This is a genomic window from Mucilaginibacter sp. PPCGB 2223 (assembly GCF_001705515.1).
Classification (GTDB): Bacteria; Bacteroidota; Bacteroidia; order Sphingobacteriales; family Sphingobacteriaceae; genus Mucilaginibacter.
In genome coordinates this window covers 178,105-201,624 of record NZ_MDJS01000005.1, presented here as the reverse complement: position 1 = coordinate 201,624, position 23,520 = coordinate 178,105, and the positions used below count along the sequence as shown (strand labels likewise).

Annotated in this window: 29 protein-coding genes; 8 read left to right on the top strand and 21 right to left on the bottom strand. The window is 45.8% G+C overall.

The features are described from left to right. Positions 1–10: 10 nt before the first annotated feature. From BEL04_RS22180 to BEL04_RS22170, 3 genes are all read left to right on the top strand, one after another. Entirely contained in the window at positions 11–1,042 is a 1,032-nt protein-coding gene (locus BEL04_RS22180; RefSeq protein WP_066007670.1) for a hypothetical protein, read from the top strand. A gap of 165 nt (positions 1,043–1,207) precedes the next feature. Further along, positions 1,208–1,522: a YbaB/EbfC family nucleoid-associated protein gene (locus tag BEL04_RS22175; RefSeq protein ID WP_066007668.1), complete on the top strand. Its 315-nt coding sequence runs from the start codon at positions 1,208–1,210 to the stop codon at positions 1,520–1,522. Positions 1,523–1,606: 84 nt separating this feature from the next. Then, complete coding sequence (locus BEL04_RS22170; protein ID WP_066007666.1) at positions 1,607–2,284, top strand: metal-dependent hydrolase; 678 nt, start codon at positions 1,607–1,609, stop codon at positions 2,282–2,284. Positions 2,285–2,320: 36 nt separating this feature from the next. On the opposite strand, the gene BEL04_RS22165 is transcribed toward BEL04_RS22170, so the two are convergent. The 4 genes from BEL04_RS22165 to polA form a co-directional block, all read right to left on the bottom strand. Next, a complete protein-coding gene (locus BEL04_RS22165) occupies positions 2,321–3,583 on the bottom strand; it encodes a glucose-1-phosphate adenylyltransferase (RefSeq protein WP_066007664.1) in 1,263 nt (420 codons plus the stop codon). Positions 3,584–3,595: 12 nt separating this feature from the next. Beyond that, entirely contained in the window at positions 3,596–5,008 is a 1,413-nt protein-coding gene (locus BEL04_RS22160) for a glycogen synthase (protein ID WP_066007662.1), read from the bottom strand. 299 nt (positions 5,009–5,307) lie between these two features. Continuing rightward, entirely contained in the window at positions 5,308–5,835 is a 528-nt protein-coding gene (locus tag BEL04_RS22155) for a Uma2 family endonuclease (protein WP_066007660.1), read from the bottom strand. A gap of 70 nt (positions 5,836–5,905) precedes the next feature. Next, on the bottom strand, positions 5,906–8,713 hold the full coding sequence (gene polA, locus BEL04_RS22150; RefSeq protein ID WP_066007658.1) for a DNA polymerase I: 2,808 nt from the start codon (positions 8,711–8,713) through the stop codon (positions 5,906–5,908). Between the two features lie 269 nt (positions 8,714–8,982). On the opposite strand from polA, the gene BEL04_RS22145 reads away from it, so the two are divergent. After that, the gene (locus BEL04_RS22145; protein WP_066007656.1) at positions 8,983–9,483 is read left to right on the top strand and encodes a hypothetical protein; all 501 of its coding nucleotides are present in this window, start codon (positions 8,983–8,985) and stop codon (positions 9,481–9,483) included. Positions 9,484–9,494: 11 nt separating this feature from the next. Then, a complete protein-coding gene (locus BEL04_RS22140; RefSeq protein ID WP_066007654.1) occupies positions 9,495–9,818 on the top strand; it encodes a hypothetical protein in 324 nt (107 codons plus the stop codon). Here the strand turns inward: BEL04_RS22140 and BEL04_RS22135 are convergent. The 7 genes from BEL04_RS22135 to trmB form a co-directional block, all read right to left on the bottom strand. Next, positions 9,811–10,374, bottom strand: coding sequence for a DNA-3-methyladenine glycosylase I (locus BEL04_RS22135; protein ID WP_066008043.1), 564 nt, complete (start codon positions 10,372–10,374; stop codon positions 9,811–9,813). The genes BEL04_RS22140 and BEL04_RS22135 overlap by 8 nt on opposite strands. A gap of 100 nt (positions 10,375–10,474) precedes the next feature. Continuing rightward, positions 10,475–11,032, bottom strand: coding sequence for a hypothetical protein (locus BEL04_RS22130; protein WP_139113145.1), 558 nt, complete (start codon positions 11,030–11,032; stop codon positions 10,475–10,477). Positions 11,033–11,084: 52 nt separating this feature from the next. Further along, positions 11,085–11,708: a biopolymer transporter ExbD gene (locus BEL04_RS22125; protein ID WP_066007652.1), complete on the bottom strand. Its 624-nt coding sequence runs from the start codon at positions 11,706–11,708 to the stop codon at positions 11,085–11,087. 37 nt (positions 11,709–11,745) lie between these two features. Beyond that, the gene (locus BEL04_RS22120) at positions 11,746–12,354 is read right to left on the bottom strand and encodes a hypothetical protein (RefSeq protein ID WP_066007651.1); all 609 of its coding nucleotides are present in this window, start codon (positions 12,352–12,354) and stop codon (positions 11,746–11,748) included. Positions 12,355–12,409: 55 nt separating this feature from the next. Then, positions 12,410–12,754 carry a carboxymuconolactone decarboxylase family protein gene (locus BEL04_RS22115; RefSeq protein WP_066007645.1) on the bottom strand — a complete coding sequence of 115 codons (345 nt, stop codon included), beginning with the start codon at positions 12,752–12,754 and terminating at the stop codon, positions 12,410–12,412. Between the two features lie 40 nt (positions 12,755–12,794). Continuing rightward, complete coding sequence (locus BEL04_RS22110) at positions 12,795–13,136, bottom strand: MGMT family protein (protein WP_066007643.1); 342 nt, start codon at positions 13,134–13,136, stop codon at positions 12,795–12,797. Between the two features lie 6 nt (positions 13,137–13,142). Beyond that, entirely contained in the window at positions 13,143–13,793 is a 651-nt protein-coding gene (gene trmB, locus BEL04_RS22105) for a tRNA (guanosine(46)-N7)-methyltransferase TrmB (protein WP_066007640.1), read from the bottom strand. 84 nt (positions 13,794–13,877) lie between these two features. Between trmB and BEL04_RS22100 the strand changes: the two genes are divergently transcribed. Beyond that, positions 13,878–14,813, top strand: coding sequence for a GDP-L-fucose synthase (locus BEL04_RS22100; RefSeq protein ID WP_066007638.1), 936 nt, complete (start codon positions 13,878–13,880; stop codon positions 14,811–14,813). Positions 14,814–14,816: 3 nt separating this feature from the next. Here the strand turns inward: BEL04_RS22100 and BEL04_RS22095 are convergent, their stop codons facing one another. The 10 genes from BEL04_RS22095 to BEL04_RS22050 form a co-directional block, all read right to left on the bottom strand. Further along, complete coding sequence (locus BEL04_RS22095; protein WP_066007637.1) at positions 14,817–15,245, bottom strand: hypothetical protein; 429 nt, start codon at positions 15,243–15,245, stop codon at positions 14,817–14,819. Beyond that, entirely contained in the window at positions 15,229–15,603 is a 375-nt protein-coding gene (locus BEL04_RS22090; protein WP_066007636.1) for a phage holin family protein, read from the bottom strand. The genes BEL04_RS22095 and BEL04_RS22090 overlap by 17 nt, the downstream gene beginning before the upstream one ends. 45 nt (positions 15,604–15,648) lie before the next feature. Next, the gene (locus tag BEL04_RS22085) at positions 15,649–15,918 is read right to left on the bottom strand and encodes a YtxH domain-containing protein (RefSeq protein WP_066007635.1); all 270 of its coding nucleotides are present in this window, start codon (positions 15,916–15,918) and stop codon (positions 15,649–15,651) included. Positions 15,919–16,014: 96 nt separating this feature from the next. Further along, positions 16,015–17,064, bottom strand: coding sequence for an AI-2E family transporter (locus BEL04_RS22080; RefSeq protein ID WP_066007634.1), 1,050 nt, complete (start codon positions 17,062–17,064; stop codon positions 16,015–16,017). Between the two features lie 76 nt (positions 17,065–17,140). After that, positions 17,141–17,332, bottom strand: a complete 192-nt coding sequence (locus tag BEL04_RS22075) for a histidine kinase dimerization/phospho-acceptor domain-containing protein (RefSeq protein WP_066007633.1) — start codon at positions 17,330–17,332, stop codon at positions 17,141–17,143. An 18-nt stretch (positions 17,333–17,350) separates the two neighbouring features. Then, entirely contained in the window at positions 17,351–18,772 is a 1,422-nt protein-coding gene (locus tag BEL04_RS22070; RefSeq protein WP_066007629.1) for a sigma-54 dependent transcriptional regulator, read from the bottom strand. A gap of 178 nt (positions 18,773–18,950) precedes the next feature. Continuing rightward, on the bottom strand, positions 18,951–19,526 hold the full coding sequence (locus BEL04_RS22065) for a hypothetical protein (RefSeq protein ID WP_066007628.1): 576 nt from the start codon (positions 19,524–19,526) through the stop codon (positions 18,951–18,953). Positions 19,527–19,706: 180 nt separating this feature from the next. Further along, on the bottom strand, positions 19,707–20,489 hold the full coding sequence (locus BEL04_RS22060) for an enoyl-CoA hydratase/isomerase family protein (protein ID WP_066007627.1): 783 nt from the start codon (positions 20,487–20,489) through the stop codon (positions 19,707–19,709). A 124-nt stretch (positions 20,490–20,613) separates the two neighbouring features. Beyond that, entirely contained in the window at positions 20,614–21,036 is a 423-nt protein-coding gene (locus tag BEL04_RS22055) for a cobalamin B12-binding domain-containing protein (RefSeq protein WP_066007626.1), read from the bottom strand. Between the two features lie 162 nt (positions 21,037–21,198). Then, the gene (locus BEL04_RS22050; protein WP_066007624.1) at positions 21,199–21,510 is read right to left on the bottom strand and encodes a hypothetical protein; all 312 of its coding nucleotides are present in this window, start codon (positions 21,508–21,510) and stop codon (positions 21,199–21,201) included. 51 nt (positions 21,511–21,561) lie between these two features. On the opposite strand from BEL04_RS22050, the gene BEL04_RS22045 reads away from it, so the two are divergent. Together BEL04_RS22045 and BEL04_RS22040 are read left to right on the top strand one after the other, a co-directional pair. Next, positions 21,562–21,756: a hypothetical protein gene (locus BEL04_RS22045; protein WP_066007622.1), complete on the top strand. Its 195-nt coding sequence runs from the start codon at positions 21,562–21,564 to the stop codon at positions 21,754–21,756. A 78-nt stretch (positions 21,757–21,834) separates the two neighbouring features. Continuing rightward, the gene (locus BEL04_RS22040) at positions 21,835–23,490 is read left to right on the top strand and encodes a glutamine--tRNA ligase/YqeY domain fusion protein (protein ID WP_066007620.1); all 1,656 of its coding nucleotides are present in this window, start codon (positions 21,835–21,837) and stop codon (positions 23,488–23,490) included. Positions 23,491–23,520 lie beyond the last annotated feature (30 nt).

Below are 23,520 nucleotides of genomic sequence, written 5' to 3'. Positions count from 1 at the left end.
AAATCAACTTATGGCAACAATTAAAAACCTGGCGACTACGCCACTGGCGTTCAACCGCAAAGCTCAAACGGCAGCAAGTAATTCAGCGCTCGGTCCGCTCCAAACCTTAGTAACCGGCAATACCTGGGTTGGCGATACCGGTTTTAACATCATGGTGGTACCTAACCCTAAAAGCCAGTTTTTGGTAATGGTGAGCCAGTTGTTCGAAACACATCAATTCGACGAAGTTCCTGCGCCGGTTCCGAACCGCAGCCAGAACAATGGTACGGCACAGGTAGGTGCAGTAAAATACTCACAAATTGTAGCTGAAAATGTGAGCAAGAACATTTTGCACGAAGAAACCGGTATGTGGTTGAACCAGACACTGGGTACCCTGCCTGTCGACCCGACCGGCAATGGCTTGCAGGCAATAACAGGCCAGCCCGAAACGGATTATGTGGTGACTAATCCTGTAGTCCGCTCGGGCACCATCCCGCATGGCAACACCATACAGGCTACCGGTGTGTGGAGCGATTATAATATATCGTCGCCCGGCCCCAGCCCGATCGACCTGTCGCCTTATATTGCTTTGCAAAACTTCCCTACGGAGAATGGCGCTTTGAGCTTTTTACCGTTTTTTGTTGATGGATCGGACCCATCCGGGCTGCAAGCAGATTACCGTGCGCAGATCGCCGTTTCGCTGGATAATATCGGACAGACAACACTAACCGTCGATGATTTTATCAACCCGATCTCGTTATTGAATAAATACACGGCCAATGTCAGCGAGATTGTTTCAATGGCGGTTACCACAGCGAACAACCTGGGCGGCGTGCTTAATGTACCGTTTGCGCGGGGAGTGATCGGTCCTCAGGATTTTATCTGCACCTTCATGATCGAAACTGTGCAGAACAACCCAACGTTTGCTCCAACCCAGGACGAAAACCCGACCTTCTTTCAGCTTCAATATCTGCAGTCTATCCCGCTGTTGTTCCCTAAAGCATACAACGGTAAAGACGTGGTTTTCCCGCACTGGAACATCAATACGCTGATCGCGATCTAAAAAAGATAGTTTAATAGTCTGAAAGACAGGGGGCCCGAATTTCGGGCCCCTGTCTTTATCCGCAACTGCTGTTGCCCGGCCCGGGCTTGTACTATAATTTATGCGCCGCACGGCTAAACATCATTGCTAAAATGGTGTTAACTTTACAGCAGTAAATCAATTTTTATGTTCGATAAGATATTTGAAGCGCAGCAAAAAGCCGGCGAAGTTAAAAAACGTTTAGATGCCATTACGGTAACCGGCAGTGCGGGCGGCGGCGTGGTTGTGGTAACCGCCAACGCTAACAAACAAGTGCAATCCGTAAAGATCGACCCCGTAGTTTTAAAGGAGGGCGATATTGAAATGCTTGAAGACGTGATCCTTACTGCCATTAACCAGGCAATGGAGCAAGCCGAAAACATTAGCCAGAGTGAAACAGCAGCTATGACCAAAGATCTGCTCGGTGGTATGGGCGGGCTGGGCGCGCTCTTTGGCAAGTAGTATTAACCCTTTGTTAATACTGCCGGATTATTTTTTACTGATCAATCAGCCTGTCAATCTATTACTTAATAAAACCAACTATCGATGAAATTAACTTATTACGGGCAATCGTGCCTGCAACTCGAAATCAGCGGTAAAAAAGTACTGTTCGATCCCTTTATCTCCCACAATCCTTTAGCTAAGGATATCGATATCAGCAACCTTAAACCCGATTATATTTTATTGAGCCATGGCCACGGTGATCACATTGGCGACCTGGTAACCATCCAGAAGAACAGCGGCGCCCAGGTGGTTTGTATTGCCGATATTGTTGGTTGGTTAAACAAGCAAGGCGTTGAAAAAGTTGCCGGGATGAACATCGGCGGTAATTTTAAAATGGAGTTCGGCAACGTTAAAATGGTGGTAGCCATCCACTCGAGCGGTTTGCCTGATGGCTCGTATGGCGGTAACCCCGCCGGTTTTGTGATCACTACCGCCGATAAAAAGATCTATTTCGCGGGTGATACGGCCCTAACTTATGATATGAAATTGCTGGAAGATGAGAACCTCGACTGGGCCATTTTACCCATCGGCGATTATTATACCATGGGCGTGGATGATGCCATTAAAGCCGCAGGTTTTGTGAACTGTAAAAAAGTGGTAGGTATACATTACGATTCGTTCCCGGTGATAAAAATTGACAAAGGAGAAGCTAAAGCCAAATTTACCAAAGCCGGACTAAACCTCAGTTTGCCAGGCATAGGCGAAACGATAGATTTATAAAACGCGAAAGCCCCGGAATTCCGGGGCTTTCGCGTTTTATATCACCGTACCATCCGGTATCACCGCGCGCTTTTTAAGCACGACAATGCCGTCCATCACGGTATACTTGTCATAGTCGCCGTTCGGCAGCGGGTCGCCGCAATTGATCTTCACATCGTTGCCGATATAGCAGTTTTTATCGATAATGGCATTTTTGATGTGGCAGCGGTCGCCGATACCCATCACAGGTGTGCCGTTCTGCCTCGATTGCTCGATCTGTTCCAGCGTTTGGTAATTATCGCTGCCCATAATATAGCAGCTTTCGATAACGGTATCGAAACCGATACGGGCCCGTATACCGATCACCGAACGGGTTATTTCTTTTGCGTTGATGATGCAACCATCGGCAATAATAGCGCGTGTAAGCTTTGAGCCCGATATCTTCGACGGCGGCAGCATACGCGACCGGGTGTAGATATGGTTTTTATCGAACAGGTTGAATTTCGGTATATCGTCCGTCAATTCCAGGTTGGCCTCGAAGAACGAGGGTATGGTACCGATATCTTCCCAGTAGCCTTCATACTGATAGCTCAATACTTTATGATCGCTGATAGATTGCGGGATGATCTCTTTACCAAAATCAGTACGCTCGTTGCCCTGCAATAAATCATACAATACCTTGCGGTTGAACACATAAATACCCATCGATGCCAGATAATCGCGCCCCTGTTGCGCCATCTCGGCACCCACATCCGATTTCAGGTATTCAAAATCGGTTTTAGGTTTTTCAACAAACTGGGTTATCCATTTATTTTCGTCGGTTTTTAATATGCCAAAGCCAGGTACATCCTTAGCCGTTACCGGGATAGTTGCGATGGAGATATCGGCTTTATTTTTTTCGTGTGCATTTATCATTTCTACAAAATCCATCTGGTACAATTGGTCGCCCGAAAGGATGAGCACATACTCAAATTCGTAAACCGACATGTGGTGCAAACTTTGCCTCACCGCATCGGCCGTACCCTGGAACCAGGCTACGCTCGTGGGTGTTTGCTCGGCAGCTAAAATATCAACAAAGGCGCTGCTGAAATTGCTGAAGTGATAGGTGTTTTTAATGTGCTTGTTTAACGATGCCGAGTTGAACTGCGTTAACACAAATATGCGGTTGATGCCCGAGTGCAGGCAGTTGGAGATGGGTATATCCACCAAACGATACTTGCCTGCGATAGGTACCGCGGGTTTTGACCGTGAGGCAGTAAGCGGAAACAGGCGGCTCCCCTGGCCGCCTCCGAGTACGATGCACATTACTTTCGATGTCATAATATATAATAATTAAAGGCTTTCATATAGTTGAATGTACTCTTTGGCCGATCTGTCCCACGAAAAATCGAGCTCCATCATGCGTTTGCGCAGCAGTTTCAGATGCGGCGTATTGGCATAAAGGGTTACTGCCCTGTCGATAGAAACGCAGGCTTCTTCGGCGCTGATGTTGTTAAATGTGATTCCGTATCCTTCTTCGTTACCAAAGTCGATCACTGTATCGCGCAGCCCGCCGGTGCTGTGTACGATAGGTACGGTACCGTAACGTAACGAATAAAGCTGGTTCAAACCACAAGGCTCCACGCGCGAAGGCATCAGCAAAAAGTCGCCCGCGGCATATACCAGGTGTGCAAGCTCCTCGTTATAGCCGATGTACACGCTGCATTCGCCGGCAAACTGTTCCTGTAATTGTTTCAGTTCGAGTTCCAGTCCCGATTCGCCCGAGCCTAATATCATAAAGCTCAACGCACCTTTGTGTTTATCGAGGCTTTTCCGGATGATCGCCGGTATCAGGTCGGCACCTTTCTCATCAACCAAACGGCCAATAAAAACCACCAGGGGTTTATCAGGTGAAAGGCCGAATTTTTCGCAAAGCGCATCTTTATTTTCTTTTTTGCCCTTATCGGCAGTTTTGGTGTGATAGTTTTTAACCAGCATGGGGTCCGTCTCGGGGTTCCAAACCTGGGTATCGATGCCATTGATGATACCGCGGCCCTTTTGTCCTTCGGTATAAAACAAGTATTCCAGGCCGTTTGACTGGATGGTGAGCTCGTGCAGGTAAGTTGGCGATACCGTGGTGTATTTCCAGGCACATTTTACAGCTGCGGCCAGCGGGTTGATACCGCCTCGCCAATCCAGCAAGCCGGTACTATCCGGGTCGATCTCCGGCAGGTAATTAAACTTATCCCAGCTAAACGCACCGTGGTATTGCCCGTTATGGATAGTTAATATGGTTGGGATATTTGATATGCGTTTGTATAAAGCCGAGTGGTACAGCAGGAAAGGCACCAAACCGCTATGGTGATCATGGCAATGGATCACATCGGCAGTTTGCTGCGACCAGTTCAGCCAGTCAAGGAAAGCCAGCTGGAAGAACACAAATTGCTCCGTCTCATCAGGGTAACTGTATATATTTTCGCGATCTAACAAACCCGGAGCTTTGATGAGATACAGCGGGAAGCCTAATTTATCGGTTTGCTCTTTCAATACCTGGAACTCGTACCGCTTGTCGCCCAGTTTTGTTGAGGCTTCAAAAATTACGTCAAATAGGTTCTCACGGGTAAACTTACGATCGTAAAAAGGCATTACAACCGAGGTATCGAGGCCGGCCTGGTTCAGATATTTGGGCAAAGCGCCAACCACATCGCCTAAACCGCCAACTTTGGCTACGGGGTAACATTCGGCACTCAGGTGGAAAATTTTCATTTAGAGCAATTTGTTTTAGTTGCAATAAAAAGCTGCAACGGCACAATTAAACAGGAGGAAACTATTTAAAATATTGACCGTAACGGATCGGACAGCTGTATTATGGCATTAAATTAGGTAAACATAATCTAAGTTAATAACCAAATTGCATGAAAATGTTTCGAAAGAATATTTTTATGTCAAATTCAAAAAAACTGACGTTTAAGTGTGATTTGTGAACCTATTATTGACTTTTACCGCATGTTTTCATACTTATTAGTCAACTCGACGGGTGGTTTTCACTGCCGGGTGGCAACAGATCAAAAATGGAGTTCACAATTAAGCAGCGTACTTTTGATGGTGCTTTTTTGCTGATAGGAGCTGACATAAACCCCTGATGGGTTTATTGTGAATAACTCCACCTCTTTATTTTCCGGGTCGACTATAAAGTACTCCTTTACACCAACTTTCTCGTACAGCGCTTTTTTCTTTTGCGTATCGTGCAGGCGGTTGCCGGATGACAGTATCTCGATGATCAGGTCAGGAGCGCCGTAGACGCCATCCGGTTTTATGAAATCTAAATTTTTGCTTAAAATTACCAGGATATCGGGCTGTACAACGGACAGGGTATCATTTAAATAAACATCCATTGGGGCTGGAATAACCTTCCCTGATTTAGTTTGCTTCAGCAAAGAATACAATTGGCCGGATATTTCCATCAAAATTAACTGATGCTCCGACCCTGGTGATGGTGACATACTTAATTCGTTAAAAATAACCTCACACCTCGTCCCTTCGGGTAATGCCCTGTAAATATCAATCGCTGTTGAAGGTATATCCGTTAGCATAACATACTGGTTATAATGCTAATTTACTAATAAAAATTGTGCCGTAAAAGCTTTATTAATTCTGTAAAATTTAATGCGCCTCTAACCAGTTACTGCCCACACCGACCTCAACCACAATGGGCACGGTGGTTTTAATGGCGTTCTTCATGTTTTCGATGATGATGGGTTTTACCTGTTCGACTTCGTTCTTGTGTACGTCGAACACCAACTCATCATGCACCTGCATCGTCATGCGGCTATCGAATTTGCGGGCCTTAAACTCTTTATGGATATTGATCATCGCAATCTTGATCATATCGGCAGCCGAGCCCTGTATGGGCGCGTTGATGGCGTTTCGTTCGGCAAAGCCACGTACGGTTTGGTTGGCCGAGTTGATATCGCGCAGGTAACGGCGGCGGCCCATCAGCGTTTGAACGAAGCCGTTTTCGCGGGCAAAGTTCATGGTATCGCTCATGTATTGCTTAATGCCGGGGTATTGCGCAAAATATTGCTCGATGATCTCGGCAGCCTCTTTACGCGGGATACCCAAGTTTTGCGATAAGCCAAAGGCCGATTGCCCGTAAATGATACCGAAGTTAACCGCTTTGGCATTGCGGCGCATGGTGCTGTCGACCTCATCCAAAGCTTTACCGTAAACTTTTGCAGCAGTTGCTGTATGGATATCGATGCCCTGGGTAAAGGCATCCATCATATTCGCATCTTTACTGATCTCGGCAATGATACGGAGCTCTATCTGAGAGTAATCCGCCGATACGATCACGTGGTCGTCATTACGGGGGATGAACGCCTTGCGCACCTCGCGCCCGCGCTCGGTACGGATGGGAATGTTTTGCAGGTTAGGATTAACCGAGCTTAAACGCCCGGTAGCGGCCACCGCCTGGTTGTATGAGGTATGCACCCGGCCGGTTTTTGGGTTTACCATCAGCGGCAGCGCATCAACATAAGTCGATTTTAATTTTTGCAACTGCCGGAAATCCAAAATATCGCGCACGATATCGCTTTTGGCAGCCAGCCCCATCAAGATATCCTCGCCGGTTTGGTATTGGCCGGTTTTGGTTTTTTTGGCTTTGGGGTCGAGCAGCAATTTCTCAAATAAAACTTCGCCTAATTGTTTTGGTGAGGCGATGTTGAATTTTACGCCCGCTTTTTCGTAAACCGTTTTTTCCAGTTTGGCGATGTCAGTTTCCAATTCTTTCGAAAACTCTTTAAGCGTATCGTGGTCAATCCGCACGCCTTCAAACTCAATATCGGACAGGGCATAGATCAGCGGGTTTTCGATCTCGTTAGCCAGTTTATCGCCGTTTACCTGTTTTAGTTTAGGTTCGAAAACTTCTTTCAGTTGGAGGGTGATATCGGCGTCTTCGGCGGCGTACTCAGCTATTTTGCTGATCTCCACATCGCGCATATTGCCCTGGTTTTTGCCTTTGGCGCCAATAAGCGTGGTAATGGATACCGGCGAATAGCCCAGGTAGTTTTCGGCCAGCACATCCATACCGTGCCGTGTATCCGGATCGATGATGTAGTGAGCCAGCATGGTGTCGAACAGCTCGCCGCGTATCTCAACACCATAATATTTGAGTACCAGCATATCAAACTTGATGTTCTGGCCTATTTTACCAATTGCTTCATTTTCAAAGATGGGTTTAAACTCATCTACGATTTTCTGAATCTCATCACAATCGACCGGAACAGGCACATACCATGCTTCGCCTTTTTTAATGGAGAACGACATGCCTACCAGGTCGCACTGATTAGCATCGGTACCGGTGGTTTCGGTATCAAAGCAAATGCTCTTTTGCTGGCTCAGTATGTTGATCAGTTCGGCACGCTTTTCGGGTGTGTCGGCCAAATGATAAGTATGCTCGGTATTACTGATATTTTTTGCGGCAGTAAGCGGTTCTTCGTGTATGTCGGTCACATCCACGGTCAGGGTGGTGCGGTTATCTACCACCTCGTTACCGAACAGATCGGTTTGGATGCTTACGGCTTTGGTTTCGGTGATGCTGAACCCATCGCCAAATACCCGGCGGCCCAGGGTGCGGAACTCCAGCTCGGCAAAAAGCGGTTCTAACAGGTCGCGGCTCGGGTCGCACATTTCCAGTCCGGCTTCGTCGAGTTCGACTGGCGCATTTAAAATAATGGTCGCCAGCTTTTTTGATAAGATACCCTGCTCGGCATATTGCTCTACATTTTCCTTCAGCTTACCTTTAAGCTCATGGCTGTTGGCGATGATATTCTCGACCGACCCGTATTGTTTGATCAGTTGTTTGGCGGTTTTTTCGCCTACGCCTGGTATACCGGGTATGCCGTCGACAGCATCGCCCCAAAGGCCCAAAATATCGATCACCTGCTCGGGGCGCTCGATCTCCCATTTTTCCAGCACCTCCTTCACGCCCAATATCTCCATATCGTTACCCATGCGGGCAGGTTTATAGATAAAGATGTTTTCGGAAACCAGTTGCGCAAAATCCTTATCGGGTGTCATGCAATATACCTGGTAGCCCTCTTTTTCGGCTTTTTTGGCCAGGGTGCCGATAATATCATCGGCCTCAAAACCATCCGAGGTGATGAGCGGGATATTAAACCCTAAAATAACTTTGTAGATGTAAGGGATAGCGGCTGCCAGGTCTTCGGGCATGGCCTGGCGGTGTGCTTTGTAAGCTTCAAATTCGGTATGGCGTTCGGTGGGCGCTTCGGTATCAAAAACAACAGCCATATGTGTTGGCTTTTCTTTTTTCAAAACATCGAGCAAAGTATTGGTAAAACCCATTACGGCCGAGGTATTGATGCCGGTAGAGGTAAAACGCGGGGTTTTGCTTAATGCGAAATGGGCCCGGTAAATCAGGGCCATGCCATCTAATAAAAAAAGTTTCTTCATGTTTTGATTGGATTACACCGATTTGCTGGTGATTACACCGATTGATCACACCAGCACCGATATTCCAAAGTTAGCAAACCGGGCCCATCTGTGAAATCAATTCTTTAAAATCGGCGCTGTTACCTTTTGTACAGCAATTTAATTTTACGGTAATTATTAACTAAAAATTATCGGCGGGTTAACTAAACCTGTTATTTTGCCAAACGGTTGTATTTATTAAAAATATAATTTTACTTTTATAATAATTTAAACCTCCCTATTTATTGGTTATGAATAAAATTATCTTGCGCAGAAGCAGAATCGCTGTACTATTATTATCTGTATTTACTTTATCGTTTGCGGGCTGTAAGGTTCAGCTGATCTCGGCTTATGATGATGCCATTCATACCCAGATCACAACCGCTTCTAAAGACATCGATACTTTTTATACGCAAATGTTAGCCACAACCACCCAAGGCAGCGCTGCCAGGCAGTATAGCAATTTCGCGGCTAACTACGCCACCATCGAGGTTGAGTTACGCCAGTTATACAATATTAACAGTACCCGTGCAAAAAATGCCCAGCAGGATACCATTTGTAGTTTAACACTTAAACAATGGCTCAAATACGAAGCCATGCATAAAGGTACCGGCAACGGCACGCTGATGGATTTCCAGATCACCCTGAACCGTGATTTTATGCTGGCCAAAATGCAGGCCATGGAAGTTTCGGAACGTGTAAAAATGTTAGGCGCCAGCCAGGCCTCCTCAAGTACAAACACTAACCAATAAATTATTTAATTATGGGATTTGATATTTCGGCAACCCTGCAAAGCATGGAGTCGGCTGTAAAAACTACCGTTACAGGCGCATGGCCGCAGGCACAACAGATTTGGGCCAGCTTTGAGCAAACCAACAAAAATATCCTGGCCGATATGGCCCAGGCTACTATAACCGGCCAAATGAGCAAGGCCGATCTGCAATCATATCTCGACGATATGAAGACTACCTTGCAAACGCAGCTGCTTGCCAGCGAAGTTATGGCGTTAGCCGTAGCGCAGGCAGCAGCCAACGCAGCTTTGGATGTTTTTTGGGCTGCGGTGAACGCGGCTATCCCCACTATCTGAAACTGCAATCGGCAATATGATCGTTCACCATGCCGGTGGCCTGCATGTGTGCGTAGCAAATTGTCGTACCGAAAAATTTAAAGCCGCGCTTTTTCATATCCTTGCTTATCGCGTCGGATAGTTCTGTCCGCGCCGGGATATCGCCCATGCCTTTAACATTGTTTTTGATGGATTTACCATCGGGCATAAAACTGTACAGGTATTTATCAAACGAGCCAAACTCCTTTTGCACCGCCATAAACAATTTGGCATTGTTAATAGCAGCCAGTACTTTTAAGCGGTTGCGGATAATACCCTCGTCGTTCATTAAACGCTCGATATCTTTTTCACCAAACTTAGCTACCTTTTCCACATCAAAACCGGCAAATGCCTTGCGGTAACCTTCGCGCCGGCGCAGAATAGTGATCCAGCTCAGCCCGGCCTGCGCACCTTCTAAAAGCAAAAACTCGAAAAGGATCTTATCGTCGTGCACTTCTTTCCCCCATTCCTCATCGTGATATTTGATGTACAGCGGGTCGTTGCCGCACCAGTGGCAGCGTATTGGTTGGTTGGTCATTTGGTTGATTAATTTATAGTTGCCAATATACGAAATACTAATAAAATTAGCAAACATAAAATTCGTCGATATTATAAAATGGCTTTATTTTTTGCAGGTATCACTGAATAGTGAATGGCGTGTGCTGGTCTGTTAAAACATGGCGTACATGATTTAACAACCGCGGGCTGAAATTAGTATCGGCCTTGACTACAATTAATAATGTTGCCCTGTTGAATACCGCATCTGCCATTCGTGCTTCCAATATCCACCGGTTCAATTCGCTGTTCTTATACTTGGCAGGAGGAATTTCAAGATCCATTCGCGGCGGTTTAATTGCAGCTACTTTATCATCGGCACGCCGCAGCTTGGATATTGGCGCTGCGATTATACCATTTTCCATAAAGTCAGATCGAAACTTGTTGGCGAATTGGATGCCGTAGGATTGCTCCATAGACGCAAGCGCAGATCTGCGGATGTTGGGATATGGTATCTGAAGCGTTACGTTGTTTTTGCTAACGTTAATAATTAATGGAATTTCTGAAGCTTTCAAATAACCATGGCCACCGCAAACAAAACCGTAATTGGGTTTGAACAGATCGCTTTTTAACAACACAGCGGAATACAGCAATATCAAAAAGCCGATATTCATACCAACCGATAAGTTGATACCTGACATTTTAATGGGTTTGCGTTTTGTTTGATGCATTATCGCTTATAGGTGCTTTCTCTCAGTAACGTCCTTTTCCATCAACTATTAACGAGAACTTGTTGACATTTTGACCCTGCAGCATAGCTATCACCTGCTTTATAACCGGGTAGCTTACATTTTTATCGGCCTTTATGTCAATAAGTAATGCTCTGTCATGAATAGCTTTTTCCGCCTTCCGGGACTCGCGTACCCAGTTGAATAATTCGTTACTACCCATATCGTATGGAATACCGGGCCTGCTGATATTAGTTCCCCAATCCTGGTACTGCCTGTCGTATTGTTTAAGCTGTGCTATTGGTGCGCCTATTATTGGCGCGCCCATAAAGGCCTCACTATCATCGCGCGAAAATTTGATATTATACATTTGACCCATCTGCCCGAGGGTGGCCTTTCTTACCATACTGTCGCCGGCAATCTGGTACATCACACGGTCGCCGGTTATATAAATAATTCCCGTTGCACTGTCATCACCCAGGCTGCAAACGATACTGGTTGCACCCGATGGTGTATCAATCTTCATCGGCTCCCAGGCCTTAAACTTTGATGTGGCTATACAGAACACCAATATCAAAAATGCGACATCGCACAAGGCAGCCATATCTACCGACAGGCTCCTGTTGATTTTTAGTTTCGTTTTGCGCATGGGATTAAATTTATACTATTTCAGGATAACTCAGCTATTAACCGCAACTCCCAAACCGGTAGCTTCCAAGCCTCATGTTCAGGTGGGCAACTTTTTGTCTCTTTAAAATGTTAAGGACTTCGCTTATTTTACTGTCAGGCGCATCTTCTTCAGCGTCGATGGTAATGTGTAGTGCCTTGCCATTCAGTGCGGCATCAGCCTTCCGGGCCTCGCGTACCCAGTTAAACAATTCATTCGTGACGGTATCACAGCGTATGCCCCTATTCAGCCAGGGACTTTTGCGGGAGTAGTTATAAGTGTCGAGGTAGTTTTTTAATTCGGCAATTGGCACACATATAACAGATGTGTTTTTAAAAGCTTCGCGCTGCTGCGCCGAAAGTTTGAAATTATAGAGCTCCTCGATTTGCGATAAAGTAGCGTCCTTCAAACCATCGGGGATTTGAAACATTACCTTATTTTTTGCAATGAAGATGGTGGCTTCGTTTTCACCATCATACAGCATTGGTGCAACAACGTACTGCGTTTTGGATGGTATACTAAACTTTGAAGATGAGATCAATAATGCGAGCACAAGAAAAACAACGTTGCATGCAACGGCAATCTCGACCGAAATATTTCTGAGTCGTTTGGTTTTTGATTTGTACATGGCTTCCCTTTTTTATTAAAGTTAAGCAAAACCAGTATACAAACCAATACCTATATTAACCCTCGTTTAGCTCGTCCCAGTACTCAACAGCGCGGCGGTAATGCGGGATGACGATGGAGCCGCCAACCAGGTTGGCGATCATAAACACTTCGTTCATCTCGTCGCTGTTAACACCGGCCTCGCGGCATTTGCCTAAGTGGTATTTAATGCAATCGTCGCAACGCAGCACCATGCTGGCCACCAGGCCGAGCATTTCTTTGGTCTTTACATCCAGTGCGCCGTCGGCATAGCTGGTGGTATCTAAAGCAAAAAAGCGTTTGATGTTGGTATTGGCGGTTTCCATTATCCTATCGTTCATTTTGGTGCGATAGGCTTCAAATTCGTTGATCAATTTTCCCATATTTTTCGATTACACTGATTTAATTGTGATTGCACCAATTTTAATATCCTTCCATCAGTTCTTTGGCCGGGTCCCAGAGCAGTTGTTTAAAATTTTTCACGCCGTCGTTTTCTACTTCAACGCCCTCGTTTTCGAGCATTTGCTGCATCAGCGTTGGCGTGGCAAAATGGAAGCGGCCGGTAAGCATGCCGCGGCTGTTTACCACGCGATGTGCCGGAACCGGCGGCTGTAAGCCGCCGCAATGCATCATGGCATAGCCAACCATGCGGGCAGTGCCGGCAGTACCCAAAAACTTAGCGATAGCCCCGTATGATGTTACCCTGCCATAGGGTACCAGCCGGGCCACCTCGTAAACTCTGTCGTAAAATGATTCTTCGGCCATAATGTCTCAATCAAACGAGAATTTAACGTAGTTGATGTTCTTATTATCCTTTAAGTATTTACGCTCATAGTAAGTTTTGATGGATAGCACCTCATCGGCCAGCGGCGAGTTGTATAGATCTTCCGTTTGCGCGTGATTGGTTAAGCCCGATGCCGCTATGGTTTCAACCGTGTAAGCATGCAGGCCATCGTTATCCGTTTTAAGATGGATAATGCCGCCTGGCTTCAGTACCTGTTTATACTTTTCCAGGAATCGCGGCGAAGTGAGGCGTTTCTTTTCGCGGCTTAATTGCGGTTGCGGGTCGGGGAAAGTGATCCAGATCTCGTCAACCTCGCCCGGAGCAAAGTAATCGGTAATGTTTTCGATCTGTATCCGTAAAAAACCCACATTGGCTATGCCTTCTTCCAACGCGGTTTTAGCGCCCCGCCAGATGCGGTTACCTTTGTAGTCAATGCCCAAAAAATTCCTTTCAGGAAACATCTGCGCCAGGTTCACGGTGTATTCGCCTTTTCCGCACGCAAGTTCGAGCACCAGCGGCTGGTTATTCTTAAAAAAAGCCTGGCTCCATTTTCCGGCCATTGGCTTCCCTTCATCCAGTTGCAGCACATTTTCAAATCCGGCAACTTCTGCAAATCGTTTTAACTTGTCTTTACCCACGTATTTGTTATAAAAATGCAAAATTAACTATTATTACTTACCCATAATTACAAGAGTTTATATATTTGGGCAAATAGCTGAATTTTGAAAAAAGACGCGAGAATTTATATTGCCGGGCACCGCGGGATGGTCGGTTCGGCAATACATCGTAAACTGATTAAAGAGGGGTTTACCAATTTTATAACAAGGTCTTCATCCGAGCTTGATCTGCGTAACCAGGCCGATGTTACCGAATTCTTCAAGGAACACAAACCTGATTATGTGTTTTTAGCTGCCGCCAAAGTTGGGGGCATTATTTCGAACAATACTTACCGCGGGCAGTTTTTGTACGAAAATTTACAGATACAGAATAATGTTATCCATAATTCTTACCTGAACGGGGTGAAAAAGCTGCTTTTTTTAGGATCGAGCTGTATTTATCCCAAAATGGCCCCGCAGCCAATAAAGGAAGAGTATTTGCTGACGGGCTCACTCGAAGAAACGAACGAGCCTTACGCCATTGCTAAAATAGCCGGTATTGAAATGTGCGATGCCTACCGCTTTCAATACGGCTGTAATTATATCTCGGTAATGCCCACCAATTTATATGGTTATAACGACAATTACCACCCGCAAAACTCGCATGTGCTGCCTGCCCTGATCCGCCGTTTTCATGAGGCTAAAGTAAATGGCGCACCGACTGTTACCATCTGGGGAACCGGAACACCCATGCGTGAGTTTTTGTTTGCTGATGACCTTGCCGACGCCTGCTATTACCTGATGCAGAATTATGATGAACCGCGGCTGATCAATATAGGCTCGGGTAAAGAACTATCGATCAAAGAACTGGCCTTATTGGTAAAAAAAATTGTTGGTTACCAGGGAGATATTGATTTTGATCATACCAAGCCGGATGGCACTCCACGCAAGTTGATGGATGTTTCAAAACTGCACGCCAAGGGCTGGCACCATAAAATTGAGCTTGAAGAAGGGATAGCCCTGGCTTACGAAGATTTTTTAGAAAGAAAATTCCCGGTATAATAATCAATAAGTTTCGCTCAACGGCGGAATGCCATAATCGACAGGTTTACCGCTCTTTTTGGCGGTCCATTTTTGCGGGATGATTGACTTGAGTTTGCCCCAAACCGAAGCAACACTTTTCTCGTTGATAAACCCGGAGGCCGATTGGGATAGCATACCCACAATGGCTTTGATAATAAAATTGGATTTGCGGAAGATAGTTTTGTTCAATGCAAAAGGCAACACGAACCGGGAGATAAGGCTGACGATGTCATCGGCTTTAAAAAAACTTCCTTTTCCCTTATCGCCGCCGAATCCGGACATTACCGTGCCAATGATTGCCGACGGGCTGCTGAAATGCTCTTTTATGGCAGCTTCCTGCTCGGCTTTTACTATTTGCAAGCGGGCTATCTCGTTGCGCAGATCGGCTATATTGTTAATTGGCTGGCTCATTGTCAGGTGCAGGTCGTGGTTTTAACAGCTTTTTTACCAAAAAATTCACTATCCGGGGTTCGATATATTTCCGTTTCGTTTTCGAAACGATTACCGCCATCAACAGGTACAATAACGTTACACAACCGAAGCCTTCCCAGTACGATCCCAGCAAACTACCGAGCAGCAAACCCAGGGTTATTGTTGCAAAAAAGAGTGTAAAAGCAATGCATATCAATACAAAGACTTCGGTTATCAGGTTTGCGAAAAACGACGTGCCTTTTTCGATAGCCTGGTAACGGGCAAGCTTAATACGTGTTTCGATATACTGCTTAATCTGGTCGGTTAAACCGGGTTTTGCCTCTTTGGTGTCTTCCATAATTGTGATAGTGATAATGCCCGGTTAGCCCGGGCATTATTTTATTTAAGCGTGTTCAACATCATCGGCGTGGTACTCGGTCTCAACACTTTTCAGTTTTGTTTTGAAGTTGTTCATAACTTTGTCTTTCATGCTCGTCAGGTTGTCGATCTCAGCTGCGGCTGTTTCCTTGATCGAATCGCCTAAGTTTTTTAACGATTCTGATAATTTATCGCGGGTTTCTGATCCGGCATCGGGTGCAAATAAGATACCCAGGGCTGCTCCTGCTGCAAGGCCTGCAAGCAAGGCAACTACTACTTTTGTGTTATCGCTCATGGTATTGATTTAATGATTAAAGTTTAGTGTCAATAAAACGCCAAAATAATAATTAGTTACTTAATAAACGTCATTCTTGTGCCTTTGTTTCAAATACTATTCATCAAGTTCGGTATTTGTGCGTATGCGCTCCAGCCTGTCGGCCGCCATGCGGTTGGTTTCGTAAATTTCGACCAGCAGCAGGAAAAACGATAGCAATACCGGGCCAAACACCAGCCCAAGTATGCCAAACAAAGGTATACCCATTACCACGCCGATCACGGTAATTAAAGGGTGCGTGTTGGCCAGCCGTTTGTTAATCAGCAAACGCAGAAAATTATCCATATAACTCACAAACGCAAAGCCGTACACCATCAAAAATATGCCCTGCCATGTTTTGCCGTTCAACAAAAGGATAACGCTGAATATGATCGATAAAAACGGAACGCCTACTACCGGTAAAAACGAAATAAATGTACCGATAACGCCCCAGAATACCGGATCGGGTACGCCGACAATGGTAAGGCCTATGGTAAACAATATGCCTTGCGACAGGGAAATGATGCCCTGCCCAAGTACGTTTGAGTACGTTGCATTTTGCAGTTCTTTAGCAAATTTTAAAGCATGCTGCTCTCTGAAAGGCGCGTATTTGATCAGCGTGCTTTCGAACTCATTTATTTGCGTAAACATGTAATAAAGCAAAAAATACAGGATGAGCAGCGTTAAAAAAATGTTGGCCGCGCTGCCCAGTAACGATGGGAAAAGCTCGGTAGCGTAGGAGCCGAGGTTCTTTGTGATACTATCGACAAAATGCGGCTGGTTTAAGTGCGATCCTGCAAAGGCATCGATCTTGGCGAACCACTCGCGAATGGGAAAGTTATTTGAAGTGAGGCTCCCGATCTTATCAATGATCATGATGCTTAACGACAAAAAAGGGATGACGATAACAATGAATGATAAAACGATGATCAGCACAGCGGCCAGGCCCCGTCCCCAGCCTCTTTTATCAACCAGGTACAGGTAGAAGGGCCTGAAGATGGTAAACAGCACAATGGCCCCCAAAATGGAGCTGAACAAGCCCTGTAAAGCCCAGATTAAAAAAACGCCTAATACAATTATCGCTAAAAGGATAATGTTGTTGCGTTGCTTATAGTTGAAAAGTGACATGGCCGGTATATTGTATCATAAAACAATACTCAGCATAAATGTTTGCAAAAAATGTTAAATTAAAGCAAAACAGGTATTATATTTCGTTAAGCAGCTGATTTATCTTTTTGCAGCTATCGTTGATGGTATCGAAGTATATGCGCTGATCGGGTGTTGTATCGGGTAGTTCGTACTCCAGCTGATTAAGCGCCAGGATAATGTTGGATAACTGGTTTTTGATATCGTGCTTTAATGCCCGGATTTTTCCGTCCCCTGCTGCTCCTTCCATCGCTGCGTATCGTTACAGTTATTTGTCCAGATTATTTGCTTTCATCTTATTATACAATGTTTTACGATCGATATTTAAGATCTCGGCGGCTTTGGTTTTGTTAAAGTTAACCTCGCGCAATACCCGTAAAATGGTTTCGTACTCAGCCTCCATCGCGGCATTTTTCAGGTCGTTACGCGGTGTTGCCGGTGTGACGGGGGCGCTCTGCTGGTTTTGTATCGTAAAGCCCTCGTACGTTTGGGTTTTGTTGTAACTCGATATTTCGAGCGGTAATGCCTTAGTTTGTACTTCGGTACCTTCGGTTAATAACGCGGCCCGGCGGATCACGTTCTTCAGCTCGCGTATATTGCCCGGCCAGCGGTAGTTAAGCAGGCTCTCGATAACCTCGGGCGAAAAACTTGTCACGTTACGGCCAAGCTCCTCGTTAGCCAGCTCCAGAAAGTGATCGGCCAGCAGTAAGATATCTTTTCCGCGTTCGCGCAGGGGCGGCAGGTTGATGCCGAACTCGTTAAAACGGTGGTAAAGATCTTCCCTGAATTTGCCGTTCCGGATAGCATCCTGCAGGTTTTCGTTGGTTGCTACAATAATACGTACATCCAGATCGATCTCTTTGGTGCCGCCGATGCGCCTGACCTTGCGTTCCTGAACGGTACGCAGCAAAGCCGCCTGGATATCGTAAGACAAATTAGCCACTTCATCTAAAAACAAAGTGCCCCCATTGGCCAGTTCAAAGTGGCCTATCTTGGTGCCAAGCGCGCCGGTGAAGGACCCTTTTTCGTGACCGAAAAACTCACTGCCGGCCAGTTCCTTGGTCAGCGATCCGCAGTCCATCGCAATAAACGGTTTATCGCGGCGATTACTGTTCATGTGTATGCTTTTGGCTACCGACTCCTTACCCGTCCCGCTTTCGCCGATGATGATCACGCTGTAGTTAGTTGGCGCTACCAGTTCTATCTGGTGTACCAGCTCTTTGGATGCCCGGCTGCTGCCAACTACAAAATCGTTACTGGCGATGCTTTTCTTACGCTCGCGCACCTCAGGCGTTTCCGGCGTTTCGGGCGGAGTATCCATCAGTGCCTGCTGTGTTTCGATAGCCTTGTTGATGGTTGTTAATATCTCATCGGGATACAGCGGCTTGGTTATATAGTCGTAAGCGCCCATTTTGATCAGCTCCACGGCCATTTTGATATCCGAATAGCCGGTAATGATGATCACACCGGTTTGCGGGTACTCGCTCCTGATCTTTTTCAGGATCTCACGCCCGTCGGTATCCTCGAGCCTGAAATCGCAAAGCACCAGGTTATAGGTATTATTTTTAAGATATTCAAATGCGCCTGATCCCGTTGAAGCTGTCGTAACATGAAATCCGTTCCGCGTCAGAAATTTAGAAAGGAGCGTGGCTACGTTAACTTCGTCATCAATGATGAGAATATTTTTCATAAGGATGATTATTGTTTTATGAAGTTACGTACATTTTATTACATGGGAAAAATTTTCTACAATTTTTAATGCGCTAAAATTAACGCTAAGCGCTTTTTATATAATTTGCTCAAAAATGAAAGCATAAAAAAAGAGGCATATGCCTCTTTTTTTAACTAACAAATCAGAAATAATAATATTATAACCCAAATGCATAAGCTACCCTTAAGCCAAGTGTGCTAAAAGAGTTGCCATTGGTGTAAAACGACTGGGTGTTTTCGAAACGCACACCGGCATCGATAAAGCTTTTGCCGCCAACCGGTAATACCACGCCAACCTGCGGGGCATATACAAAAGCGGTAGAGTTATTAGCAGCCAGGTCGTTTTTGTTAACCAGGAAAGATGCACCGGCTTCGCCCTGGATATACACGTTTTGCAAAGGGAAGTATTTAAGGCCTGCCTTTACAGGGATCAGTTGCACATCGGTATAGCTTAGTGATGTGTTATTGATTTTTTTACCAAAAATGTTGTTGTAGCCGCCGTTAACGGTAACAAATAATTGATTTACAACAGGGATATCGGCCTGCAACGAACCACCTAAGCTCCAGTTGTGGGTATCCGAAAAATCGCCGACAGGCAAACCGGCATCTACGCCTATGCTATAACGAACTGATGATGTTGTTGATGGGTTTTGTGAAGTAGTTTGTGCTTTAGCGCCAAAGGATAAACCTGATACTACCAAAGCGATTGCTGAAATTTTGAATAAAGTTTTCATTGTTTTATGTATTAAATCGTTTGTGACATTTAAATCACGCAACAAAGTAACGGCACAAAACACATAAGTTTTTTCATCCTAATGTAAACATTAATCAATCGATTGATTAACAATAGAATATAATTTAACTATTTTGCTAAAAAGTCAGCCTATTGTCACTAAAATGCGGTTTTTGTCATCTTAACGTCCTTTGAAAAGCGGCTTGCGCTTGTTCAAAAAGGCATCGACGCCCTCTTTCAGATCGTCGGTACCGAAGCATTTGCCGAACTCACTGATCTCGGTTTCGTATCCGTTTATGCCATCAGTCAGCGAGGCATTGATGGCTTTGATACCTGCCGCCACGGCAAGTGGAGCTTTGGCTAATATTTTGTTGAGTATCTCTTCGGCTTTGGGTAATAATTGTTCGGGTGTAACAACATGGTTCACCAGGCCCAGCTGCAAAGCTTCGGCAGCATTGATCATATCCGCAGTGAGGATGAGTTCCATTGCTTTTCCTTTCCCTATCAATTGTGTTAAACGCTGTGTACCGCCATAGCCGGGTATCAAACCCAAAGTAACTTCGGGCTGGCCCACGCGTGCGTTATCCGAAGCTACGCGGATATGGCAGGCCATGGCCAGTTCAAGGCCTCCACCCAGGGCAAAACCATTGATGGCAGCAACGACAGGTTTGGGACCATTTTCTATTAGGTTGAACACATACTTTTGTCCATGACGGGCCAGTTCCATACCTTGCTCAACATTTAGCTCGGCAAATTCAGATATGTCGGCCCCTGCCACAAAAGCCTTTTGGCCAGCACCAGTTATAATAACACCTCCAATACTTCTGTCATAAAAGCAGTCGGATAGAGCGTTATACAATTCCTCCAAAGTTGATTCATTTAACGCGTTGAGTTTGCTTTCGCGATTGATGGTGATGTAACAAATGCGCTCCTTTGTTTCTATCAGCAGGTTTTCGTAGTTCATGGTGATGATTGATTTGATGACTATAAACTATGTCATCTCGACCAGCGGGAGAGATCTTCTGCGGTATGCAGCAGAAGATCTCTCAGTCGTCCCTTCTTAGAAATGACAGTTTTAATATTTTGCCTTAAAAATTCCGGTTCTGTTTTACCCAGTTGGTAATATAGTTTACAATTTCTTCGGTACTGGTACCGGGCGGGAAAAGCCTCCCTGCACCCATTTTATTGAGTTCGGCAATATCCTTTTCGGGAATGATGCCGCCACCCGTAACCAGCACATCGTCCATCCCTTTTTCTTTCATCAGGTTAATGATCTTGGGGAAAACCGTCATGTGCGCGCCCGATAAAATGGAAATGCCGATAGCGTCGACATCCTCCTGCAATGCGGTGTTCACTACCATTTCGGGTGTTTGGCGCAGGCCGGTATAGATCACTTCCATGCCTGCGTCGCGCAGGGTAGTGGCAATGATCTTGGCGCCGCGGTCGTGCCCGTCGAGGCCCACTTTGGCTACCAGTACACGTATAGGGCGGTTAAACTCGGTATTACTCATAAAAAATAACGATGGTCGCGTTTTTGTAAAAGTAGCAAGAAAATCGAATTGTTAGTTTAAAGGCAACACATTATAGTTAGCGGTTTACTTGAATGTTTTTAATAAATTGTGTATATTGTATGATTGAGCAAGAAGCTTGATAGTAGTTCATTAGTTCACCGGTCATTTGTTCATTGGTGCCTCTATGATGAGAAAAGATATTAACAGGCCTGCAAAAATTTCTCCGGCCTGCCGGCTGGCAGGTACAATTTCCCAATGTTTAATGATTGAAGGATTGAATCGTCTCGCATTAGAAAAATCAATAACTAATTTAAAATACCGAAGAATACGATGTCTTAGAATTTTTGGTTGAGAAAATGGCAATTCGCGGTAAGGATAGTAGCGCCCGCCTGCCGGACGGGCAGGGATAGCCTGGGCCGCAGGCACCGCCCCAATTAAATTACAAACTACAGAAAAGCAGAAAAGACCGTTCATCTTATTTTACAAACACAAAAATCACATTACAAAATGTATTGACAAGTTCTTATGGAAACAACCTTAGCAGATAAAAAGGAAGATGGCCGCATTTCAGGAAGTGATTATGATTCGGTATATTTGCGTATGAACAAACTTGTAGTTTATATGGATGTAGCAGTCACCGGTGTAAAAGCATCGCTTGGCCAGGCCTGCCAGGGCCAGCTCATATCGTACTCAGGTTTAATGGGTGTGCAGGTTGGTTAACCTGAAAACATGAGTTAAAATACCCATATTTACCCATGTCCTTTGTTAAATTACCACATTAATTAACTTTGCCTTACTATGAGCGAAGAACGATCGTTAAATTTTATAGAAGAAATAGTAGAAGAAGATATAGCTGCCGGTAAGCACGGCGGGCGTGTGCTGACGCGTTTCCCGCCAGAGCCTAATGGTTACCTGCATATCGGCCATGCCAAATCCATCTGCCTTAATTTTGGCCTCGCGCTTAAATACAATGGCAGCACTAACCTGCGTTTTGATGATACCAACCCCGTTACCGAGGATACCGAATACGTGGACAGTATTAAGGAAGATGTAAAATGGCTTGGCTTTAACTGGGCCAGCGAGCTTTATGCATCCGACTATTTTGACCTGATATACGCCTTCGCCGTGAAGCTGATAGAGGCAGGGCTGGCTTATGTTGATGACAGCACATCCGAAGAGATAGCGGCCCAAAAAGGCACGCCTACCGAACCAGGCACACCAAACCAATACCGCAGCCGCAGCGTTGAAGAAAACCTGCGCCTGTTTACCGAGATGAAAGAGGGTAAATATCCGGACGGTGCTAAAGTACTGCGGGCCAAAGTCGACCTGGCATCGCCCAACATGCTGATGCGCGACCCCGTTATGTACCGCATTAAACATGCGCACCACCACCGCACCGGCGATAAATGGTGTATTTACCCGATGTACGATTTTGCACACGGCCAAAGCGACTCGATAGAGCAGATCACCCACTCGATCTGTACGCTGGAGTTTGTTCCTCACCGTGCCATGTACGATTGGTTTATCGAGAAGCTTGGGATATTCCCGTCAAAACAATACGAGTTTGCACGCCTGAACATGACCTATACCGTAATGAGCAAGCGCAAGCTGCTGCAACTGGTAAAAGAGGGCCATGTGGAAGATTGGGACGACCCGCGTATGCCGACCATCAGCGGCTTGCGTCGCCGTGGTTATACACCGGGTTCTATCCGCGAATTTTGCGAGCGTATCGGCGTAGCCAAGCGCGAAAACATGATCGACGTGAGCCTGCTGGAGTTCTGCATCCGCGAGGAGCTGAACAAAACCGCCTGGCGCCGTATGGCCGTGCTCGACCCTGTCAAATGTATCATCACCAATTTCCCCGAAGGGCTGGAAGAAATTCACTTCGGCGAAAACAACCCCGAAGTTGAAGGCGGCGATGGAGGCCGCGATATCCCGTTCAGCCGCGAACTGTGGATAGAGCGTGACGACTTTATGGAAGAGCCGCCTAAAAAATTCTTCCGCTTGGGCCCGGGTTTGATGGTAAGGTTAAAAAATGCCTATATCATCAAATGCGATGATTTTGTGAAAGATGCCGATGGCAACGTTACCGAAATACATTGCAGTTATATTCCCGAGTCGCGTTCGGGTAACGATACCAGCGGGATCAACGTCAAAGGCACCATCCACTGGGTGAGCGTAGCGCATGCCAAAACCGCCGAAGTACGCTTGTATGAACGTTTGTTTAAGGTTGAAGACCCGTCGAGCGAGGAAGGCGACTTTAAAGATTTCCTGAACCCGGATAGCTTGCAAACCATCACCGCCTTTGTCGAGCCCGAGTTAGTGAACATGGAAGCCGGTAAACCTTGCCAGTTTATGCGCAAGGGCTATTTTACGCTGGATAAAACGTCGACAGCCGATAGGCTGGTTTTTAACCGGACGGTGACACTAAAAGATAGCTGGGCGAAGAAGTAAATATTATCATTATACTAAACCAGCCCGGGG

What these genes read in the sequence shown, in the direction of transcription:
- BEL04_RS22180 (WP_066007670.1), top strand. Translation starts at nt 11, where the DNA reads ATGGCAACAATTAAAAACCTGGCGACTACGCCACTGGCGTTCAACCGC.
- BEL04_RS22175 (WP_066007668.1), top strand. Translation starts at nt 1,208, where the DNA reads ATGTTCGATAAGATATTTGAAGCGCAGCAAAAAGCCGGCGAAGTTAAA.
- BEL04_RS22170 (WP_066007666.1), top strand. Translation starts at nt 1,607, where the DNA reads ATGAAATTAACTTATTACGGGCAATCGTGCCTGCAACTCGAAATCAGC.
- BEL04_RS22165 (WP_066007664.1), bottom strand. Translation starts at nt 3,583, where the DNA reads ATGACATCGAAAGTAATGTGCATCGTACTCGGAGGCGGCCAGGGGAGC.
- BEL04_RS22160 (WP_066007662.1), bottom strand. Translation starts at nt 5,008, where the DNA reads ATGAAAATTTTCCACCTGAGTGCCGAATGTTACCCCGTAGCCAAAGTT.
- BEL04_RS22155 (WP_066007660.1), bottom strand. Translation starts at nt 5,835, where the DNA reads ATGCTAACGGATATACCTTCAACAGCGATTGATATTTACAGGGCATTA.
- polA (WP_066007658.1), bottom strand. Translation starts at nt 8,713, where the DNA reads ATGAAGAAACTTTTTTTATTAGATGGCATGGCCCTGATTTACCGGGCC.
- BEL04_RS22145 (WP_066007656.1), top strand. Translation starts at nt 8,983, where the DNA reads ATGAATAAAATTATCTTGCGCAGAAGCAGAATCGCTGTACTATTATTA.
- BEL04_RS22140 (WP_066007654.1), top strand. Translation starts at nt 9,495, where the DNA reads ATGGGATTTGATATTTCGGCAACCCTGCAAAGCATGGAGTCGGCTGTA.
- BEL04_RS22135 (WP_066008043.1), bottom strand. Translation starts at nt 10,374, where the DNA reads ATGACCAACCAACCAATACGCTGCCACTGGTGCGGCAACGACCCGCTG.
- BEL04_RS22130 (WP_139113145.1), bottom strand. Translation starts at nt 11,032, where the DNA reads ATGTCAGGTATCAACTTATCGGTTGGTATGAATATCGGCTTTTTGATA.
- BEL04_RS22125 (WP_066007652.1), bottom strand. Translation starts at nt 11,708, where the DNA reads ATGCGCAAAACGAAACTAAAAATCAACAGGAGCCTGTCGGTAGATATG.
- BEL04_RS22120 (WP_066007651.1), bottom strand. Translation starts at nt 12,354, where the DNA reads ATGTACAAATCAAAAACCAAACGACTCAGAAATATTTCGGTCGAGATT.
- BEL04_RS22115 (WP_066007645.1), bottom strand. Translation starts at nt 12,754, where the DNA reads ATGGGAAAATTGATCAACGAATTTGAAGCCTATCGCACCAAAATGAAC.
- BEL04_RS22110 (WP_066007643.1), bottom strand. Translation starts at nt 13,136, where the DNA reads ATGGCCGAAGAATCATTTTACGACAGAGTTTACGAGGTGGCCCGGCTG.
- BEL04_RS22095 (WP_066007637.1), bottom strand. Translation starts at nt 15,245, where the DNA reads ATGAGCCAGCCAATTAACAATATAGCCGATCTGCGCAACGAGATAGCC.
- BEL04_RS22090 (WP_066007636.1), bottom strand. Translation starts at nt 15,603, where the DNA reads ATGGAAGACACCAAAGAGGCAAAACCCGGTTTAACCGACCAGATTAAG.
- BEL04_RS22085 (WP_066007635.1), bottom strand. Translation starts at nt 15,918, where the DNA reads ATGAGCGATAACACAAAAGTAGTAGTTGCCTTGCTTGCAGGCCTTGCA.
- BEL04_RS22080 (WP_066007634.1), bottom strand. Translation starts at nt 17,064, where the DNA reads ATGTCACTTTTCAACTATAAGCAACGCAACAACATTATCCTTTTAGCG.
- BEL04_RS22075 (WP_066007633.1), bottom strand. Translation starts at nt 17,332, where the DNA reads ATGGAAGGAGCAGCAGGGGACGGAAAAATCCGGGCATTAAAGCACGAT.
- BEL04_RS22070 (WP_066007629.1), bottom strand. Translation starts at nt 18,772, where the DNA reads ATGAAAAATATTCTCATCATTGATGACGAAGTTAACGTAGCCACGCTC.
- BEL04_RS22065 (WP_066007628.1), bottom strand. Translation starts at nt 19,526, where the DNA reads ATGAAAACTTTATTCAAAATTTCAGCAATCGCTTTGGTAGTATCAGGT.
- BEL04_RS22060 (WP_066007627.1), bottom strand. Translation starts at nt 20,489, where the DNA reads ATGAACTACGAAAACCTGCTGATAGAAACAAAGGAGCGCATTTGTTAC.
- BEL04_RS22055 (WP_066007626.1), bottom strand. Translation starts at nt 21,036, where the DNA reads ATGAGTAATACCGAGTTTAACCGCCCTATACGTGTACTGGTAGCCAAA.
- BEL04_RS22050 (WP_066007624.1), bottom strand. Translation starts at nt 21,510, where the DNA reads ATGAACGGTCTTTTCTGCTTTTCTGTAGTTTGTAATTTAATTGGGGCG.
- BEL04_RS22045 (WP_066007622.1), top strand. Translation starts at nt 21,562, where the DNA reads ATGGAAACAACCTTAGCAGATAAAAAGGAAGATGGCCGCATTTCAGGA.
- BEL04_RS22040 (WP_066007620.1), top strand. Translation starts at nt 21,835, where the DNA reads ATGAGCGAAGAACGATCGTTAAATTTTATAGAAGAAATAGTAGAAGAA.